Genomic DNA, 17687 nt, shown 5'->3' with positions numbered 1-17687 from the left:
CCGGCTGTCTCCGGCAGTGCCGAACCGGCTTCCGGAAAAGGGGTGCGGTCGGCTGCCAGCATCCGGCTCCATGAGACTTATCCGACAAATCACACAAATCTCGAGGAGGGGGCGATCACCGTCCCCTCCGCCGCGTGCGGACCGCCTTCTCCGTCGAGCGGGCGCCCTCTCGCTCGCCGCCCTGGTCGCCGTCTCCTGCGGCTGGGCGGAGACCGGTCGATCCGACTCCCGGGCAGGCGACCCCGAAGCCGACACCGCCCACCGCGACCCCGAAGTCGGTGCCGCCCACCGCGACCCCGACACCGCCGACCGCCTCGCCGAAGCCGGCGCCGGCGACCGGGACGCGACGGCCGGTGGAGAGGCGCGCCGGGCTCCGCTCGGCGAACCGCTCTCCGGGGCGCTCGCCGGCACCGAGGGCGGCCCTGCCGGGCGGCGGGCCGGTTCCGAGCTCACCCTGGGAGCCCGCCAGCGCGCCCAGGCCTCCCGGGCCGCCGCCGCGCTGGACGCCTACGCCCAGCGCCTGCACCGTCGGGAGCGGCTGCGTGTCGCCGCCGCCCGCACCTGGAAGGTGGCCCGCGCTCCGCTGCGTCCGCCCGCTCCGCCGGACCGCAAACCGGACCTCACCAGCGACGCCGACCACCTCGGCAAGGGGCTGCCGCCGGTCCTCAATCGCGTCCCGACCCGCGACCGGGTCGTCTTCCTCACCATCGACGACGGCTACCACAAGGATCCCGAGCTCATCCGGATGCTCCGCGAACTCGACGTCCCCTACAGCGCGTTCCTCTCGGACTACGTCGCCGCGGACGACTACGACTACTTCCGCCGCATGCAGCGAGCGGGCGCGGGAATCCACAACCACACCCTCACCCACAAGGAGCTCCCGAAGCTCTCCTACGAGGGTCAGCGCAAGGAGATCTGCGGCCAACAGGAGGTGCTCGCCGAGGAGTTCGGCAAGCCGCCGAAGTTGTTCCGGCCGCCGTACGGGGCGTACAACCGCGACACCCTGCGTGCTGCGGCCACGTGCGGCATCACCGCCGTTCCGCTGTGGGCGGAGGAGGCGTGGGCCAAGCGCTTCGACTGGCGCAGGGCGGACCGGAAGTTTCACCCGGGCGACATCGTCCTCACGCACTTCCGGGGCAGGGAGGAGTGGGGCGGCTCGATGGCGGACATGGTCCGCCGCACGCTGAGGACCGCCACCGAACAGGGCTTTGCCGTGGCCAGGTTGGAGGACTACCTCTGAGTGCCGACACCACGGACCCCGCCCGAACGGGAGTGCCACGGAACGGTTCCGACCGTGCCGGCGGGCGGCTGCGGCGGTCCGCCGGCACGCCGTGCGCGACGGTTCACTGGCACTCGGCTTGACCGAGTGCTAAGCGCGGCATAATCTCGGCACTGGCACTCTCCGCGTGGGAGTGCCAGGCATCAGCACAACGGCGCGCGCAAAACCGGGAGTGCCCCGCACTCACGGCGAGCGAGCGTCAGCGACAGGCGATCCGGCACCCGCGACGACGGATCACCAGACGTCGCACACCAAGACATGCAGACCCCGTGAGATCTCCGAAGGGGGAGGTCGGATCGTGACGACCGCCAGCTCCAAGGTTGCCATCAAGCCGCTTGAGGACCGCATTGTGGTCCAGCCGCTCGACGCAGAGCAGACCACGGCCTCGGGCCTGGTCATTCCGGACACCGCCAAGGAGAAGCCCCAGGAGGGCACTGTCCTGGCCGTGGGCCCGGGCCGCGTCGAGGACGGCAAGCGCGTCGAGCTCGACGTCAACGTCGGCGACGTCGTGCTCTACAGCAAGTACGGCGGCACCGAGGTGAAGTACAACAACGAGGAGTACCTCGTCCTCTCGGCTCGCGACGTTCTCGCGATCGTCGAGAAGTAAGCACCCACGTTTGCCGATCCGCGCCCTGGTTCTCCCGAGTCATCCATGACAACAAGTCATTCATGACAACCGGGGCCGGGGCGCGGTTCGTTTGAGAGGACTGGAGAGGACCCCAGCAGCATGGCGAAGATCCTTAAGTTCGACGAGGACGCCCGGCGCGCCCTGGAGCGCGGCGTCGACAAGCTCGCCGACACCGTGAAGGTGACGATCGGCCCCAAGGGCCGCAACGTCGTCATCGACAAGAAGTTCGGTGCTCCGACCATCACCAACGACGGCGTCACCATCGCCCGTGAGGTCGAGGTCGAGGACCCGTACGAGAACCTCGGCGCCCAGCTGGTGAAGGAGGTGGCGACCAAGACCAACGACATCGCGGGTGACGGCACCACCACCGCCACCGTGCTCGCCCAGGCCCTGGTGCGCGAGGGTCTGCGCAACGTTGCCGCGGGCGCCTCCCCGGCCGCGTTGAAGAAGGGCATCGACGCCGCCGTCAAGGCCGTCTCCGCCGATCTGGTCGACTCCGCCCGCCCGATCGACTCCAAGGAGGACATCGCCGCTGTTGCCGGGCTGTCCGCCCAGGACAAGCAGGTCGGTGAGCTCATCGCCGAGGCGATGGACAAGGTGGGCAAGGACGGTGTCATCACCGTCGAGGAGTCCCAGACCTTCGGCCTGGAGCTGGACTTCACCGAGGGCATGGCCTTCGACAAGGGCTACCTGTCCCCGTACATGGTCACCGACCAGGAGCGTATGGAGGCCGTCCTCGACGACCCGTACATCCTGATCCACCAGGGCAAGATCAGCTCCATCCAGGACCTGCTGCCGCTCCTGGAGAAGGTCATGCAGGCCGGTGGCTCCAAGCCGCTGCTGATCATCGCCGAGGACGTCGAGGGCGAGGCGCTCTCCACCCTGGTCGTCAACAAGATCCGCGGCACCTTCAACGCCGTCGCGGTGAAGGCTCCCGGCTTCGGTGACCGCCGCAAGGCGATGCTGGGCGACATGGCCACCCTCACCGGCGGCACCGTCGTCGCCGAAGAGGTCGGCCTCAAGCTCGACCAGGTCGGCGTCGAGGTGCTCGGCACCGCCCGCCGCGTCACCATCACCAAGGACGACACCACCCTCGTCGACGGTGCCGGCTCCTCGGACGACGTTCAGGGCCGCGTTGCCCAGATCAAGGCCGAGATCGACGCCACCGACTCCGACTGGGACCGCGAGAAGCTCCAGGAGCGCCTCGCGAAGCTGGCCGGCGGCGTCTGCGTGATCCGCGTCGGTGCCGCGACCGAGGTCGAGCTGAAGGAGAAGAAGCACCGTCTGGAGGACGCCATCTCCGCGACCCGCGCCGCGGTCGAGGAGGGCATCGTCTCCGGTGGTGGCTCCGCGCTCGTCCACGCCGCCAAGGTCCTCGAGGGCAACCTCGACAAGACCGGCGACGAGGCAACCGGTGTCGCCGTGGTCCGCCGTGCGGTCGTCGAGCCGCTGCGCTGGATCGCGGAGAACGCCGGCCTGGAGGGCTACGTCATCACCTCCAAGGTCGCCGAGCTCCCCAAGGGCGAGGGCTACAACGCCTCTTCCGGCGAGTACGGCGACCTGGTGAAGGCCGGCGTGATCGACCCGGTCAAGGTCACCCGCTCCGCCCTGGAGAACGCCGCCTCCATCGCCTCGCTGCTCCTCACGACCGAGACCCTGGTCGTCGAGAAGCCGGCCGAGGACGAGGACGCCGGCCACGGCCACGCGCACTGATCTCGCGCGCGCTCGTCCGCGGGCCGTCGCTCTTCCGTATCCGTACGGGAGGCGGCGGCCCGCGGCCGTTCCGCCGGCCGGTCAGTCGTCGTCGCTCGTACGTGTGGGGCCGTACTTGCGCCCGGATCTGGACGACACCCGGCCCATCAGATTGCGCGGCACCAGCTTGCTGGCCCCGATCAGCGTCTTGTAGCGCGGGTCGGGAACCGACAGGGTCCGGCCGCGCGCCAGGTCCTTGAGCGCCGCGTCGACCACGCGGTCCGCCTCCAGCCACATCCAGTTCGGGATGTTGCCGGTGCCCATCCCCGCCCGCTGGTGGAACTCGGTGCGCACGAACCCCGGGCACAGCGCGAGCAGCCGGACCCCCGAGCCCGCCAGATCCTGCGCCGCGCCCTGCGTGAACTGGACCACCCACGCCTTGCTCGCCCCGTACGTCCCGCGCGGCAGGAAGGCGGCCACCGAGGCGACGTTGACCACCCCGCCGCGACCGCGCTCGCGCATCTGCCGCACCCCCGCGGTGGTCAGCCGCAGCACAGCCTCGCAGTGCACCTTGAGCATCGTCAGTTCGTCGGCCACCGGTACGTCGAGGTAGCCGCCCTTGTTGCCGAAGCCCGCGTTGTTGACGAGCAGATCGACCGGGTGCCTGCGGTCCGACAGTCGCTCCTCGACGGCCGCGATGCCCTCGTCCGTGGACAGGTCGGCGCTGAGCACGGAGACCTCGACGCCGTGCATGTCGTGCAGTTCGGTCGCGTGGTCGCTCAGCCGTCGCTCGTCGCGCGCCACGAGTACGAGGTTGTGGCCGTCCCGTGCGAGGCGCCGGGCGAAGGCGGCGCCGAGTCCCGCGGTGGCTCCGGTGATCAGTGCAGTCGTCATGCCCGAACGGTATAGCGGCACTCGCAGTCCCGAACGGGCCGCCCGGCGCCCGATACAGGCGGTCGCCGAACCGCCGAACCGCCGCACGCCCGCGCGGGCACCGGACGCCCGCGCGTCCTCGGAGTCACGCCGAGGGGGGGGTGTGTCCGGGCGGCCGTGTCCCGGGGTGCGTCCGGGAGATTCCGGACGTGGCCGTCCTCCGGCGAGGTCGTCCCCTGGGCGCCTCTCCGGCTCCGTGCCTCAGCCCAGGTGCTTGAGGGCGCGCTCGCGTGCCTCGGGATCCAGCGCGTTCCCCGCTTCGAGGATCTCCGGCAGCAGCTCCTGCTCGGTGAGCAGCGCCCGGAAGAGCAGGTTCACCGTGACGCGGTGGGTGGGACGGTGCTCCACCCGTACGGTGTCCGACGCCCGTACGTCGCCCGGCTCCACCACGCGCAGGTAGGCACCCGGCCGTGCGGCGTGGGTGAAGCGCTTGATCCAGCCGGGCTCCCGAAGCCTGCCCTGGAAGGTGCGGCAGGGGATGCGCACCGAGCAGACCTCCAGCAGCAGCTGCTCCCCGATCCGCCAACGCTCCCCGACCAGGGCCCCGTTGATGTCGAGCCCCTCCGTGGTGAGGTTCTCGCCGAACATGCCGTTCGGCAGCTCGCGGTCGAGCTCCCGCTCCCACAGGTCGAGGTCCTCCCGCGCGTACGCGTAGACGGCCTGGGTGTCGCCGCCGTGGTGCCGCAGGTCGCCGATGGCGTCCCCGGCCAGGCCGCTGCCGCCGACGCCTTTGGGGCCGGGCGAACTCACCCGCACCGGCGCATCGACCGGCTTCTTGCCGATGCCGGTGCTGCCGCCGGGGGCTCCGGTGTGCTCACTGGGTTCGAAGGTGCCGACGTTGACCGTGAGAATGCGCATGAGGGCATGCTAGGAGCGCCCCGATCAAAGCGGCAATCGATTATTTCGCTATAGCGCCAAGGCTGTCTTATGGTCGGGTCCATGATTGAGGCTCGACACCTTCGAGTGCTGCGCGCGGTCGTCCGCGCGGGCTCCTATTCGGGCGCGGCACGGGAACTCGGCTGCACCCAACCCGCGGTCAGCCAGCAGATGAAAGCCCTCGAACAGTCCGTCGGTACACCGCTGTTGGTTCGCATCGGGCGGGAGGCGCGTCCGACCGACGCGGGCGAGGCGCTGATGCGGCACGCGGCGGGCGTACTCGCCGGGCTCGCGGCGGCCGAGGAGGAGGTCGCGGCGATCGCCGGACTCCGGGCCGGCCGGGTGCGGCTGGTCTCGTTTCCGAGCGGAAGCTCCACCCTGGTGCCCACCGCCGTGGCGCGCCTGCGCTCGGGCCACCCGGGAACCCGGGTCTCGCTGGTCGAGGCGGAGCCGCCTCGTTCGGTGGAGATGCTGCGCGCCGGCGAGGCGGACATCGCCCTCGCCTTCCGCTACCCCGGCGCTCGCGCGAGTGCGAACTCAGTCACGGAAACCGGAACGGGCGGGACCGATCCGGAGACGGAGTGGTCCGACCTGGCGATTCGACCGCTCTTCACGGACAGCCTCGTCGGCCTGGTCCCCGAGGGCCACCGTTTCGCTGACGCGGGGGAGGTGGGCATCGCCGAGCTCGCCGGGGAGCCGTGGATCGCCGGCTGTCCGCGCTGTCGCGGGCATCTGGTGGAGGTGTGCGAGGCGGCGGGTTTCACCCCGCGGATCGACTTTGCCACAGACGACTACCCCGCGGTCGTCGGCCTGGTGGGCGCCGGCCTCGGGGTCGCCGTGCTGCCCGCGCCGGCCGTCGAGTCCGTACGTCCGAGGGGTACGCGCACGGTGCGGGTCGTACCCGAGGTCAGGCGTGAGGTGGTCGCTCTGACGTTGCCCGATCTGGAACGGGTGCCCGCGGTGGCGGCGATGCTCGACCGGCTTGCCGAGGCGTCCGCGGTGTAGCCCGGCCGCCCCGCGGGGCGGACCTGCCCGCTCGCGCCTGTCGCGACGTCGAGCGCCGCGGTGCGACCGTACGTTCACGGTCGCACCGCGGCGCTCGAACTGCCGGGCGTGGGCGGCGGGTTGGGCGAGGGCGCCGTTCTGCTCGCGGCGCTCCAGCGGGGGCCGTCCGGTGAAGGTGAAGGTGTTCCGCCGGGATGTGCCGACGCACGGTGCATGGCGCACGGTGCACCGACGCACGGTGCATGGCGCGCCCAGGAGTTGCAGATACGTTTCTTCGGTCGTGTGTTGCGGCGAGGTCCTAGCCGGGGGTGCTGGTCGTGGCGGTGACGAGGCGGCTGCGGGCGCGGCCCATCAACTCCTCGCGCTCGTCCTCGGTCAGACCGCCCCAGACCCCGTAGGGCTCGCGGACGGTGAGGGCGTGTGCCGCGCACTCGGCGCGTACGGGACAGCGCATGCAGACCTCTTTCGCTGATGCCTCGCGCGCGCTGCGGGCTGCTCCGCGCTCTCCTTCGGGGTGGAAGAAGAGTGAGCTGTCCACGCCGCGGCAGGCAGCGAGAAGCTGCCAGTCCCACAGATCGGCGTTGGGGCCCGGAAGGCGGGAGAAATCTGCCATTGCTCGTTCCTCTCGGAGCTTTGCTGCCGGCTGCTGAACTGGTCTGAACTGGTCAGAAGGGGTCCTGGTGGGACCCGCCACCGTTCAGAGCGGATCAAGTCACCTCTGACGGTACATCTACGGTGTGAGTAGATGTAAATATGACTCTTTGCGAATCTAGCTACAGAGGCGACAAAGGGGAAGCAAAAGCCACCAAATAGGGCACAGTGGGGCGGCAGAAGAAGGACGAGGGTGCCCTGTGGTGTGGTGAGCCGATCACGCTGGGTGTTGAAGGCGGGTCTCCGGGCCCGTAACTCTTTTGGGTGACCGTCGTTGAGAGTGCGGAGGCGGTTGGCGGACAAGCGACTCGGGCAGATGTCCGAGAGCGTCAACCGCACAGGTGAAGACTCGTAACAGCCTGGAGGCACAAGGTGATGCGCATCAGCAGTGGGGGGCGGCCATGACTTCCGTTCTCGTTTGCGACGACTCTCCACTCGCCCGGGAGGCGCTGCGCCGCGCGGTGGCAACCGTGCCGGGCGTCGAGCGGGTGACGACCGCGGCCAACGGCGAGGAGGTGCTCCGCCGCTGGGGCGCCGACCGCTCGGACCTGGTCCTGATGGACGTCCGGATGCCCGGACTCGGCGGTGTCGAGACCGTGCGCCGGCTCCTGTCGGCCGATCCCGGGGCGCGCATCATCATGCTGACGGTCGCGGAGGACCTGGACGGTGTGGCGCTCGCCGTCGCCGCCGGAGCGCGCGGCTATCTGCACAAGGACGCCTCGCGTGCGGAGTTGCGCGCGACCGTCACCCAGGCGCTCGCCGACCCGACCTGGCGGCTCGCGCCGCGGCGGCTGCGTTCCGCCGACATGGGTGCGGCGCCGACGCTCACGGCGCGCGAGATCCAAGTGCTGGAGGGCATGAGTCACGGCAGGTCCAATGCGGAGATCGGCCGCGAGCTGTTCCTCTCCGAGGACACCGTGAAGACGCATGCGCGCCGGCTCTTCAAGAAGCTCGGCGCATCCGACCGCGCGCATGCGGTGGCGCTCGGATTCCGCTGGGGCCTCGTGCGCTAGCGAACGTCCCGATCCTGACCCGTACCCCCGCCCATCGGTCCCGGTGGGCGGGTCGGAAGAGCAAGGGTGGTGCCGCAATCCCGCGCGTGCCGCATCCTTGGGAGTATGGAGTTCCTCGGGGACCGGTCAGTCAGGCGTGAGGGGAGGGCGCAGGGCATGGGATCCAGTGCGCCCACTCATAACGCTTCAGTGCACAAGCAAGGGCTCGGTGCAACGGATGCTTCGGCTCCGGTGCACCATGGACCGATGCGCGACGACGAGACCACGGCCGCGACGGCCATCGGGACACTCGTCCAGCGAGCGGCGGACGGCGACGAGCAGGCGACACACGACCTGCTCGCGCACGTGCACCCGCTCGCGCTGCGCTACTGCCGTACCCGGTTGAGTCGCCTCCCGGGGGACGCGCGGCACTTTGTCGACGACCTCGCCCAGGAGGTCTGCCTCGCTGTGCTCTGCGCGCTGCCGCGCTACCGCGACACCGGGAAGCCGTTCGACGCCTTCGTGGTGGGCATCGCCCAGCACAAGATCGCCGATCTGCAGCGCGCCGCGATGCGCCGGCCGGGTTCGACGGCGGTTCCCTCGGACGAGATGCCGGAGCAGCCGGACGCCTCGCTCGGCCCCGAGGAGCGTGCGCTGCTCAGCAGCGACACCGAGTGGGCCAAGAAGCTGCTCGCCAGTCTCCCCGAGCACCAGCGGGAGTTGATCCTGCTGCGGGTCGCGGTCGGCCTGACCGCGGAGGAGACCGGTCAGATGCTCGGCATGTCACCGGGAGCCGTACGGGTCGCGCAGCACCGCGCGCTCAGTCGGCTGCGCGCGCTGGCCGAGCAGTAGGCACGGAGATCCGTGCGGGGTTCGTACGATCAGCCGATCGTGCGGTGGGTGTCCGGCTGGGCGTTAGCATGGTCGCCCGTGCTGGAGCAAGACCATTGGGGAAGGTGTCATGAGGGATGACGTCGGCGGCGTACCCGAGAAGTTCGCGACTCTTGGGCTGACGTATGACGATGTGCTGTTGCTGCCCGGCGAGTCCGACATGGCCCCGCACGAGATCGACACCGCCTCGTACGTCAGCCGGAACGTGCGGGTGAACATCCCGCTGCTCTCGGCGGCGATGGACAAGGTCACCGAGGCGCGGATGGCCATTGCGATGGCCCGCCAGGGCGGTGTGGGCGTGCTCCACCGCAATCTGTCGATCGAGGACCAGGCCGCGCAGGTGGACCGGGTGAAGCGGTCCGAGTCCGGCATGGTCACCGACCCGATCACCATCCGCCCGGACGCCACGCTGCGGGAGGCGGACGCTCTGTGCGGTCGCTTCCGGATCAGCGGGGTGCCGGTCACCGACGGCGGCGGCAAGCTGCTGGGCATCGTGACCAACCGCGACATGGCCTTCGAGGTCGACCGCGAGCGTCAGGTGCGCGAGGTCATGACGCCGATGCCGCTGGTCACCGGCAAGGTCGGCATCGCGCGCGACGAGGCGATGGAGCTGCTGCGGCGGCACAAGATCGAGAAGCTTCCGCTGGTCGACGGCGAGGGCCGGATCAAGGGTTTGATCACCGTCAAGGACTTCGTCAAGGCGGAGAAGTACCCGAACGCCGCCAAGGACGCCGAGGGCAGGCTCCTGGTCGGCGCCGCCGTGGGCGTCGCGGGCGACGCGTACGAGCGTGCGCAGGCGCTGGTCGAGGCCGGCGTCGACTTCGTCGTCGTGGACACCGCGCACGGTCACTCGCGCTTGGTCAGCGAGATGGCGGCGAAGATCAAGTCCCACCACCGCATCGACGTCGTCGGCGGCAACGTGGCGACCAGGGACGGCGCGAAGGCGCTGGTGGACGCGGGTGTGGACGGCATCAAGGTCGGTGTCGGACCCGGTTCCATCTGCACCACGCGGGTCGTCGCCGGTGTCGGCGTACCGCAGGTCACCGCGATCTACGAGGCCGCGGAGGCAGCCAGGGACGCGGGCGTTCCGGTGATCGGCGACGGCGGCCTGCAGTACAGCGGTGACATCGCCAAGGCGCTGGTCGCCGGTGCGGACACGGTGATGCTGGGCAGCCTGCTGGCCGGCTGCGAGGAGTCGCCCGGCGAGCTGCTGTTCATCAACGGCAAGCAGTTCAAGTCCTACCGCGGCATGGGTTCGCTCGCGGCGATGCAGACCCGCGGCGACCAGCGTTCGTTCTCCAAGGACCGCTACTTCCAGGAGGAGGTCAGCGGGGACGACAAGCTGATCCCCGAGGGCGTCGAGGGCCAGGTGCCCTACCGCGGTCCGCTGGCCTCCGTGGTGCACCAACTCACCGGCGGGCTGCGGCAGTCGATGTTCTACGTCGGCGGCAGCACCGTGCCGGAGATGAAGGAGCGCGGGCGGTTCGTACGGATCACCTCGGCGGGTCTCAAGGAGAGCCACCCGCACGACATCCAGATGACCACCGAGGCGCCGAACTACAGCCGCCGCTGACCCGTCGTCCGGCCTGCGCGAGCGGATGCGGGCGGTTCTCCCTCGCCCGCCTCCCGCAGCTCTGGGGAGGTCGGGGATACTGAGGTCGGCACACCGTACGAAAGGGCAGTGGACACGTGAGTGAGATCGAGATCGGGCGCGGCAAGCGCGGTCGGCAGGCGTACGCCTTCGACGACATCGCCGTCGTGCCGAGCCGGCGGACGCGCGACCCGAAGGAGGTCTCGATCGCCTGGCAGATCGACGCCTACCGCTTCGAACTGCCCTTCCTCGCCGCCCCCATGGACTCAGTCGTCTCGCCGGCCACCGCCATAAGGATCGGCCGGCTCGGCGGCCTCGGGGTGCTCAACCTCGAGGGCCTGTGGACCCGTTACGAGGACCCGGAGCCGCTGCTCGCCGAGATCGGCGAGCTGGACGAGGAGCGGGCCACCCGCCGTCTCCAGGAGATCTACGCGGAGCCGATCAAGGAGGAGCTGATCGGCCGTCGACTCAAGGAGGTCCGCGACTCCGGCGTCGTGACGGCGGCGGCGCTCTCGCCGCAGCGCACCGCGCAGTTCTCCAAGGCGGTGGTTGACGCGGGCGTGGACATCTTCGTCATCCGCGGCACCACGGTCTCCGCGGAGCACGTCTCCTCGGCCGCCGAGCCGCTCAACCTCAAGCAGTTCATCTACGAACTGGACGTGCCGGTGATCGTCGGCGGCTGCGCGACGTACACCGCGGCGCTGCATCTGATGCGCACCGGCGCGGCCGGTGTGCTGGTCGGCTTCGGTGGCGGTGCGGCGCACACCACGCGGAACGTACTGGGCATCCAGGTGCCGATGGCGACCGCGGTGGCCGATGTGGCCGCCGCCCGTCGCGACTACCTGGACGAGTCGGGCGGCCGGTACGTGCACGTCATCGCCGACGGCGGGGTCGGCTGGTCCGGCGACCTGCCGAAGGCCGTGGCCTGTGGCGCGGACGCCGTGATGGTGGGCTCGCCGCTCGCCCGTGCCGAGGACGCACCGGGCCGCGGCTACCACTGGGGCATGGAGGCCGTGCACGAGGACGTGCCGCGCGGCAAGAAGGTGCGGCTCGGCACTGTGGGCACCACGGAGGAGATCCTCACGGGGCCCTCCCACACCCCGGACGGTTCGATGAACTTCTTCGGCGCCCTGCGCCGGGCCATGGCGACCACGGGCTACTCGGAGCTGAAGGAGTTCCAGCGGGTAGAGGTGACGGTGTCGCCCAGCCGCTGAGGGAATCGCAGCGCAGTGTTGCAGTGCTGAACGGGCCGGTCCCGGCGAGCAGTTCGCCGGGACCGGCCCGCACTCGTGCGCGGCCCCTCGGCCGCCGAACGCGGCGCCCCACCGCCGGCTGCGACGGTGAGGCGCCGGGCGGCGGCACGGCTGCGGTACGGCGGCGGTGTCAGTGGAGCATCAGCCGGCGCACCAACCGGCAGGTGGCCGTCGACGGCGGGTGCACGCCGACGAGCGGGGCGATGGCTCGTATCCGTCGGTCGGATGCCTGAGTGGGGTGGTACACCCCGGAGTTGAGCAGAGCCGAGGCCAGGCGCATGGCCTTGAGCTTGCGGTTGTGCGACTCGTACCACTCGCGGGGCTGGCCCGCGGGCAGGCGCTTGCAGGGGATCTGAGCAGCCGGGGCGGTCGGGATGGTCAAGGCAGGAGAGGCGGGCTGGGCTGTCGGGGCAGGCGGTGTGACGACGGTCATCGGCGTCCTCCCAGGGCGTCGGCGAACCATTCGAACTGTGTTCGAGTCTACCGTCGACCACTGACAACGGCCGGGCCGACAGCGGCTGTTCGCGATGCTCCGGCGGGTGCCCGCGGAGCGGGTCAGAGCCGGTGCGCGGCACCTGCGGGGCTGGCGCCCCTGGTGTCCAGGAGGAGCTGCGCCTTGGCGCTCAGGCCCTGGAGGTCGTACACCGTGTGGTGCTGGAGCAGCAGGGTCAGATCGGCCCCCGCCGCGGCCTCGTGGAGCGAGTCGGCGCGGGGTACCGGGCGCCCCGAGACGCGCCACTGCGGGACGTACGGGTCGTGGTAGCTGAGCTGGGCGCCGAGGTCGGCGAGCCGGGTGGCGATCTCCCGCGCGGGCGCGCCCTCCTGGTCGGGGAGGTCGGGCTTGTAGGTGACGCCGAGGAGCAGGATGCGCGAGCCCCGTGCGGACTTCCCGTGCTCGTTCAGGAGCGAGGTGGCGCGGTGGACGACGTAGCGGGGCATCCGGTCGTTGACCTCGCGGGCGAGTTCCACCAGCCGCAGCGGGTGGCCGAGTGTACGGCTGCGGTACGCCAGGTAGTTGGGGTCGATCGGTACGCCGTGGCCGCCGACCCCGGGGCCGGGCCGGAAGGACTCGAAGCCGAACGGCTTGGTCTCGGCGCAGCGGATGACGTCCCAGAGGTCGACGCCGAGGTCGTGGCAGAGCACGGCCATCTCGTTGACGAGCGCGGTGTTGACGTGCCGGAAGTTGGTTTCCAGGAGCTTGGTGGTCTCCGCCTCGCGCAGTCCCCGCGCGCGGACGACCTTGTCGGTCAGCCTTCCGTAGAAGGCCGCGGCGGCCTCGGTGCAGGCAGGGGTGAGGCCGCCGATGACGCGCGGGGTGCGGGCGTACCCGTAGCGGCGGTTGCCGGGGTCGAGGCGGCCGGGGGCGCAGGCGAGGTGGAAGTCGCGTCCGGCGCGCAGCCCGGAGCCCTCCTCCAGCAGTGAGCGGATCAGCTTGCCGGTGGTGCCGGGGTAGACGGTCGACTCGACGATGACGGTCGTACGGGGCCGCAGCCGGCCGGCGAGCGTCCGGGCGGCGTCCTCGACGGCGGTGAGGTCCAGGGCGCCGTCGGTGCCCAGCGGGGTGGCGGCGCAGATGAGCGCCGTGCGCACCCGGCCGAGCTCGGTGGGCTCGGACGTGGCGTGGAAGCCGGCGGAGAGCATCCGGCGCAGCTCCGGGGTGGACAGGACGCCGTCGGCGGGCGGGCGCCCGGCGCGCAGTTCGGTGACGGTCCCGTGGCAGGGGTCGTATCCGACGGTGCCGATACCGGCGGCGGTCGCTGCCTGGGCTGCCGGCAGACCGAGATGGCCGAGTCCGAGAACTGCGAGGTCTGCGGGCATGGGGGCGGTGTCCTTCCCGGGACGACGGGGCGGCTGGTGCGGGGCGGGCCCGGCACGGCCCGAGGGAGCGCTCACCCTGGGCGCTACGTCAGGTTAAGCGCATATATGACAGATATGGTGGATTCCGGAACCGTGCCGACCCCCGGGTCAAGGCCCGGGAAATGGGGGACCATCGGCCCAGGAGCCACTCCCATCACAGCGGAGGCCGGCCCCTGGATCGACGACGGCGCGCGACCACGGGAGGCAAAGGGTGAGGACAGCGACACTGGGACCGGCGGAGCGGGCGGAGGCACTCGCCCTGATGGCCGAACGGGAGCTGGACGTACTGGTGGTCGGCGGCGGCATCGTCGGCGCGGGCGCGGTGCTGGACGCCGCGACGCGCGGCCTGTCCACCGGCATCGTTGAGGCGCGGGACTGGGCCTCGGGCACCTCCAGCCGCTCCAGCAAGCTCATCCACGGCGGGCTGCGCTACCTGGAGATGCTGGACTTCGCCCTGGTGCGGGAGGCGCTGAAGGAGCGCGGTCTGCTGCTGGAGCGGCTCGCCCCCCATCTGGTCAAGCCGGTGCCCTTCCTCTACCCGTTGCAGCACAAGGGCTGGGAGCGGCTGTACGCCGGTTCCGGAGTGGCGCTGTACGACGCGATGTCGATCTCCTCCGGGCACGGCCGCGGGCTCCCGGTGCACCGGCACCTCTCGCGCAAGCACGCGCGGCGGGTCGCGCCGTGCCTGCGCAAGGACGCCCTGACCGGAGCCCTCCAGTACTACGACGCCCAGGTGGACGACGCCCGTTTCGTGCACACCCTGGTGCGCACCGCCTCCTCCTACGGCGCGTTGGCGGCGAACCAGGCCAAGGTTGTCGGCTTCCTCCGCGAGGGCGAACGGGTCGTCGGCGCGCGGGTGCAGGACGTCGAGTCCGGCGGCGAGTACGAGGTGCGGGCCCGGCAGGTCGTCAACGCCACCGGGGTGTGGACCGACGACACCCAGGCGCTGATCAGCGAGCGCGGCCAGTTCCATGTGCGCGCGTCCAAGGGCATCCACCTGGTCGTGCCGCGGGACCGCATCAACTCCACCACCGGGCTGATCCTGCGCACCGAGAAGAGCGTGCTGTTCGTCATCCCCTGGGGGCGGCACTGGATCGTCGGCACCACCGACACCGCCTGGGACCTGGACAAGGCCCACCCGGCCGCGTCCAGCGCGGACATCGACTATCTGCTGGAGCATGTGAACTCCGTGCTGGCGACGCCGCTGACCAGGGACGACGTGGAGGGCGTGTACGCCGGCCTGCGCCCGCTGCTGGCAGGGGAGTCGGACGCGACGAGCAAGCTGAGCCGGGAGCACACCGTCGCCCACCCGGTGCCCGGCCTCGTGGTGATCGCAGGCGGCAAGTACACGACGTACCGGGTGATGGCCAAGGACGCGGTCGACGAGGCCGTACGGGCCCTGGACCACCGGGTCGCGGAGTGCTGCACCGAGCAGGTGCCGCTCGCCGGGGCGGAGGGCTACCACGCGCTGTGGAACGCGCGCGCCAGGCTCGCGGCCAGGGCCGGTCTGCACGTGGTGCGGGTCGAGCATCTGCTGGGCCGCTACGGCTCGTTGACCGAGCAGCTGCTCGAACTCATCGCCCAGGACCCGGAGTTGGGCAAGCCGCTGCCGGCGGCGGACGACTATCTCAAGGCGGAGATCGTCTACGCCTGCACCCACGAGGGCGCGCGCCACCTGGAGGACGTGCTGACCCGCCGCACCCGCATCTCCATCGAGACCTTCGATCGCGGCACCCGAAGCGCCCGGGAGTGCGCCGAGTTGATGTCCGGAGTGCTCGGCTGGGACAAGGAGCGGATCGCCCGCGAGGTCAAGCACTACGAGAAGCGGGTCGAGGCCGAGCGCGAGTCCCAGCGGCAGCCCGACGACCTCACCGCCGACGCCGCCCGACTGGGCGCGCCGGACATCGCCGCGGGCTGACCCGGCACCCCCGTACGGGAGTTGGCCCCGCGCACCGCGCGGTGGCCGACTCCCGTCGGCGTGTGTGGTGCAACGCACTGGTCTGCACCAGAGGTCACGTTGGCCCCGTACCTCAGCTCCGCTCCGCATGGGTGACAATAGGTCCGACTGCTGGGGCGGGCTGACGCGAGGGGAAGCATGGGCGAGAACGCCGAAAATGCTGCCAAGGGCAAGGAGACCGGTCGGCTCCTGGGTGGGCGCTACCGCCTCGGGGACGTGCTCGGGCGTGGCGGTATGGGCACCGTGTGGCGGGCCAGGGACGAGGTGCTGGGCCGTACGGTCGCGGTCAAGGAGCTGCGGTTCCCCTCCGACATCGACGAGGAAGAGAAGCGGCGGCTGGTCACCCGCACCCTGCGCGAGGCCAAGGCCATCGCGAGGATCCGCAACGGCAGCGCCATCACCGTCTACGACGTGGTGGACGAGGACGGCCGCCCGTGGATCGTGATGGAGCTGATCGAGGGCCGCTCGATCGCCGACATCATCAAGGAGGACGGCCCGCTGACGCCTCGCCGGGCGGCGGAGGTCGGGCTCGCGGTGCTCGGAGTGCTGCGCGCCGCCCACCGCGAGGGCATCGTGCACCGCGATGTGAAGCCGTCGAACGTCCTGGTGGAGGAGGACACCGCCCGTGTCATCCTGACCGACTTCGGCATCGCCAAGGTGGAGGGCGACCCCTCGGTCACCTCCACCGGCATGCTGGTCGGCGCGCCCTCCTACATCTCGCCCGAGCGCGCGCGCGGCCAGCGGCCGGGCCCGCCGGCGGACCTGTGGTCGCTCGGCGGACTGCTGTACTGCGCGGTCGAGGGCCACCCGCCGTACGACAAGGGCTCGGCGATCGCCACGCTCACCGCCGTCATGACCGATCCGCTCGAACCGCCCACGAGCGCGGGCGAGTTGGAGGAGGTCATCTACGGGCTGCTGCTGAAGAACCCGGAGAAGCGGCTGGACGAGGCCGGGGCGCGGGTGCTGCTCCAGGCCGTGCTGGACGGTCCCGAGGACTCCGAGCGGTTGCAGCAGGACTCCTCCTCGACCGTGGTGCTGCCCGCCCGGGGTGCCAAGGCCGCCAGGACCGCGGAGTACGAGGCCGCGGACGGCGAGCCCGCCAAGCGCGGGGAGCGCGGGGGCGAGGACAAGCCGCCACCGGTGAAGTCCGCCGCCGTACCGGCCGGCCAGGCCTCGGCAGGTGCGTCCGACGGCGGTCCGACCGCGCCGCAGCCTGCACGTGCCGGCGGCGAGTCGGGCTCCAGGCGCTCGGTGGCGCTGATGGCCGCCGCGGTCGCGGTGGTGCTGCTCGGCATCCTCGGCGCGGTGATCGCCTTCGCCAACAACGGAAACGACGACGGCGGTTCGCCCGGGAAGGGCGACAGCGCCGCGGCTGCCGGCGGCGGCGGTGAGGACGCCAAGGGCTCCGGCGGCGAGGGCGAGGACAAGGGCTCCGACAGCGGCGGCGACTCCGGGAAGGGCGACGAGGGCTCCTCCGCAGGCGGCGACGCGGACGGGAAGAAGGGCGACGAGGGCGACAAGGACGAGAAGGACGACGAGGACGGTCTGCCCCGGGGCTACAAGGAGCTGACCGACAACAGCTTCCGCTTCGGAATGGCGATGCCCGAGGACTTCTCCCGGGTCGCCACCGCGGGCCGCAACTCCGGCGGCATCTACGCGACTTCGCGCGGCAGCGTTCCCAAGATCCAGGTCGACTTCACCAACAGCCCGACCAAGAGCGCCCTGCGCGCCTGGCAGTTGCTGGAGTCAGCAGTGGCCACCGGCAGCAAGGACTACCGCAAGGTCGACATGCAGCAGATCGAGTGGCGTGACTACCCGACCGTCTCCGACTGGCACTTCGAGCGCGAGGAGAACGGCGAGCGGGTCCGCGTGCTCAACCGCGGCTTCAAGGTCGACGACGACAACGGGTACGCCATCGTCATCACCTGCAAGGCTTCGGAGTGGGAGGGCGAGGAGTGCACGACGATGCGCGAAACCGCCTTCGACTCCTTCCGTCCGCAGGGGAGTTGAGCGGCTGTCGGCGGCACGGAGACGTGGCACCGACTGACAGGTTGCGGCAGCACGTCGCCGCGGGGACACGTA

At 71.0% G+C, this 17687-nt stretch carries 15 protein-coding genes; 10 read left to right on the top strand and 5 right to left on the bottom strand.

The window, feature by feature from the left end; translation table 11 throughout:
- The first annotated feature begins 70 nt into the window (after positions 1-70).
- The 3 genes from JGS22_RS04180 (at position 71) to groL (ending at position 3620) form a co-directional block, all read left to right on the top strand.
- Complete coding sequence (locus JGS22_RS04180) at positions 71-1240, top strand: polysaccharide deacetylase family protein (RefSeq protein ID WP_211039205.1); 1170 nt, start codon at positions 71-73, stop codon at positions 1238-1240.
- 337 nt (positions 1241-1577) lie between these two features.
- Positions 1578-1886 (top strand): co-chaperone GroES, encoded by a 309-nt coding sequence (gene groES, locus JGS22_RS04175; RefSeq protein WP_211039206.1) that lies wholly within the window; start codon positions 1578-1580, stop codon positions 1884-1886.
- Between the two features lie 120 nt (positions 1887-2006).
- Entirely contained in the window at positions 2007-3620 is a 1614-nt protein-coding gene (groL, locus tag JGS22_RS04170; RefSeq protein ID WP_211039207.1) for a chaperonin GroEL, read from the top strand.
- Positions 3621-3701: 81 nt separating this feature from the next.
- Here groL and JGS22_RS04165 read toward each other — a convergent pair whose 3' ends face one another.
- Both JGS22_RS04165 and JGS22_RS04160 read right to left on the bottom strand, forming a co-directional pair.
- Complete coding sequence (locus tag JGS22_RS04165; RefSeq protein WP_211039208.1) at positions 3702-4493, bottom strand: SDR family NAD(P)-dependent oxidoreductase; 792 nt, start codon at positions 4491-4493, stop codon at positions 3702-3704.
- A 240-nt stretch (positions 4494-4733) separates the two neighbouring features.
- A complete protein-coding gene (locus tag JGS22_RS04160) occupies positions 4734-5390 on the bottom strand; it encodes an MOSC domain-containing protein (protein ID WP_211039209.1) in 657 nt (218 codons plus the stop codon).
- Between the two features lie 81 nt (positions 5391-5471).
- On the opposite strand from JGS22_RS04160, the gene JGS22_RS04155 reads away from it, so the two are divergent.
- Entirely contained in the window at positions 5472-6413 is a 942-nt protein-coding gene (locus tag JGS22_RS04155; protein WP_211039210.1) for a LysR family transcriptional regulator, read from the top strand.
- Between the two features lie 298 nt (positions 6414-6711).
- Here JGS22_RS04155 and JGS22_RS04150 read toward each other — a convergent pair whose 3' ends face one another.
- Positions 6712-7026 (bottom strand): WhiB family transcriptional regulator, encoded by a 315-nt coding sequence (locus tag JGS22_RS04150; RefSeq protein ID WP_211039211.1) that lies wholly within the window; start codon positions 7024-7026, stop codon positions 6712-6714.
- A 439-nt stretch (positions 7027-7465) separates the two neighbouring features.
- Here JGS22_RS04150 and JGS22_RS04145 point away from each other — a divergent pair, with 439 nt between their 5' ends.
- The 4 genes from JGS22_RS04145 to JGS22_RS04130 all read left to right on the top strand — a co-directional run bounded on the left by JGS22_RS04145 (position 7466) and on the right by JGS22_RS04130 (position 11752).
- Positions 7466-8077, top strand: a complete 612-nt coding sequence (locus tag JGS22_RS04145; RefSeq protein ID WP_211039212.1) for a response regulator transcription factor — start codon at positions 7466-7468, stop codon at positions 8075-8077.
- Positions 8078-8323: 246 nt separating this feature from the next.
- Positions 8324-8908 (top strand): sigma-70 family RNA polymerase sigma factor, encoded by a 585-nt coding sequence (locus tag JGS22_RS04140; RefSeq protein WP_308405505.1) that lies wholly within the window; start codon positions 8324-8326, stop codon positions 8906-8908.
- Between the two features lie 109 nt (positions 8909-9017).
- Positions 9018-10520, top strand: a complete 1503-nt coding sequence (gene guaB, locus JGS22_RS04135; RefSeq protein WP_211039214.1) for an IMP dehydrogenase — start codon at positions 9018-9020, stop codon at positions 10518-10520.
- 116 nt (positions 10521-10636) lie between these two features.
- Positions 10637-11752, top strand: a complete 1116-nt coding sequence (locus JGS22_RS04130; protein ID WP_211039215.1) for a GuaB3 family IMP dehydrogenase-related protein — start codon at positions 10637-10639, stop codon at positions 11750-11752.
- A 169-nt stretch (positions 11753-11921) separates the two neighbouring features.
- On the opposite strand, the gene JGS22_RS04125 is transcribed toward JGS22_RS04130, so the two are convergent.
- Entirely contained in the window at positions 11922-12224 is a 303-nt protein-coding gene (locus tag JGS22_RS04125; protein WP_211039216.1) for a hypothetical protein, read from the bottom strand.
- Positions 12225-12346: 122 nt separating this feature from the next.
- Positions 12347-13609: a nucleotide sugar dehydrogenase gene (locus tag JGS22_RS04120; RefSeq protein WP_211039217.1), complete on the bottom strand. Its 1263-nt coding sequence runs from the start codon at positions 13607-13609 to the stop codon at positions 12347-12349.
- Positions 13610-13859: 250 nt separating this feature from the next.
- Between JGS22_RS04120 and JGS22_RS04115 the strand changes: the two genes are divergently transcribed.
- Positions 13860-15566, top strand: a complete 1707-nt coding sequence (locus tag JGS22_RS04115; protein WP_211039218.1) for a glycerol-3-phosphate dehydrogenase/oxidase — start codon at positions 13860-13862, stop codon at positions 15564-15566.
- Positions 15567-15743: 177 nt separating this feature from the next.
- Positions 15744-17615 carry a serine/threonine-protein kinase gene (locus JGS22_RS04110; protein ID WP_211039219.1) on the top strand — a complete coding sequence of 624 codons (1872 nt, stop codon included), beginning with the start codon at positions 15744-15746 and terminating at the stop codon, positions 17613-17615.
- Positions 17616-17687 lie beyond the last annotated feature (72 nt).

It is taken from the genome of Streptomyces tardus, assembly GCF_018101125.2.
GTDB classification, from domain to species: domain Bacteria; phylum Actinomycetota; class Actinomycetes; order Streptomycetales; family Streptomycetaceae; genus Streptomyces; species Streptomyces tardus.
This window is presented reverse-complemented; position numbering and strand designations above follow the sequence as displayed.

Coding starts and splice junctions, on each gene's coding strand:
- JGS22_RS04180 (WP_211039205.1), top strand. CDS start 71: ATGAGACTTATCCGACAAATCACACAAATCTCGAGGAGGGGGCGATCA.
- groL (WP_211039207.1), top strand. CDS start 2,007: ATGGCGAAGATCCTTAAGTTCGACGAGGACGCCCGGCGCGCCCTGGAG.
- JGS22_RS04165 (WP_211039208.1), bottom strand. CDS start 4,493: ATGACGACTGCACTGATCACCGGAGCCACCGCGGGACTCGGCGCCGCC.
- JGS22_RS04160 (WP_211039209.1), bottom strand. CDS start 5,390: ATGCGCATTCTCACGGTCAACGTCGGCACCTTCGAACCCAGTGAGCAC.
- JGS22_RS04155 (WP_211039210.1), top strand. CDS start 5,472: ATGATTGAGGCTCGACACCTTCGAGTGCTGCGCGCGGTCGTCCGCGCG.
- JGS22_RS04150 (WP_211039211.1), bottom strand. CDS start 7,026: ATGGCAGATTTCTCCCGCCTTCCGGGCCCCAACGCCGATCTGTGGGAC.
- JGS22_RS04145 (WP_211039212.1), top strand. CDS start 7,466: ATGACTTCCGTTCTCGTTTGCGACGACTCTCCACTCGCCCGGGAGGCG.
- JGS22_RS04140 (WP_308405505.1), top strand. CDS start 8,324: ATGCGCGACGACGAGACCACGGCCGCGACGGCCATCGGGACACTCGTC.
- guaB (WP_211039214.1), top strand. CDS start 9,018: ATGAGGGATGACGTCGGCGGCGTACCCGAGAAGTTCGCGACTCTTGGG.
- JGS22_RS04125 (WP_211039216.1), bottom strand. CDS start 12,224: ATGACCGTCGTCACACCGCCTGCCCCGACAGCCCAGCCCGCCTCTCCT.
- JGS22_RS04120 (WP_211039217.1), bottom strand. CDS start 13,609: ATGCCCGCAGACCTCGCAGTTCTCGGACTCGGCCATCTCGGTCTGCCG.
- JGS22_RS04110 (WP_211039219.1), top strand. CDS start 15,744: ATGGGCGAGAACGCCGAAAATGCTGCCAAGGGCAAGGAGACCGGTCGG.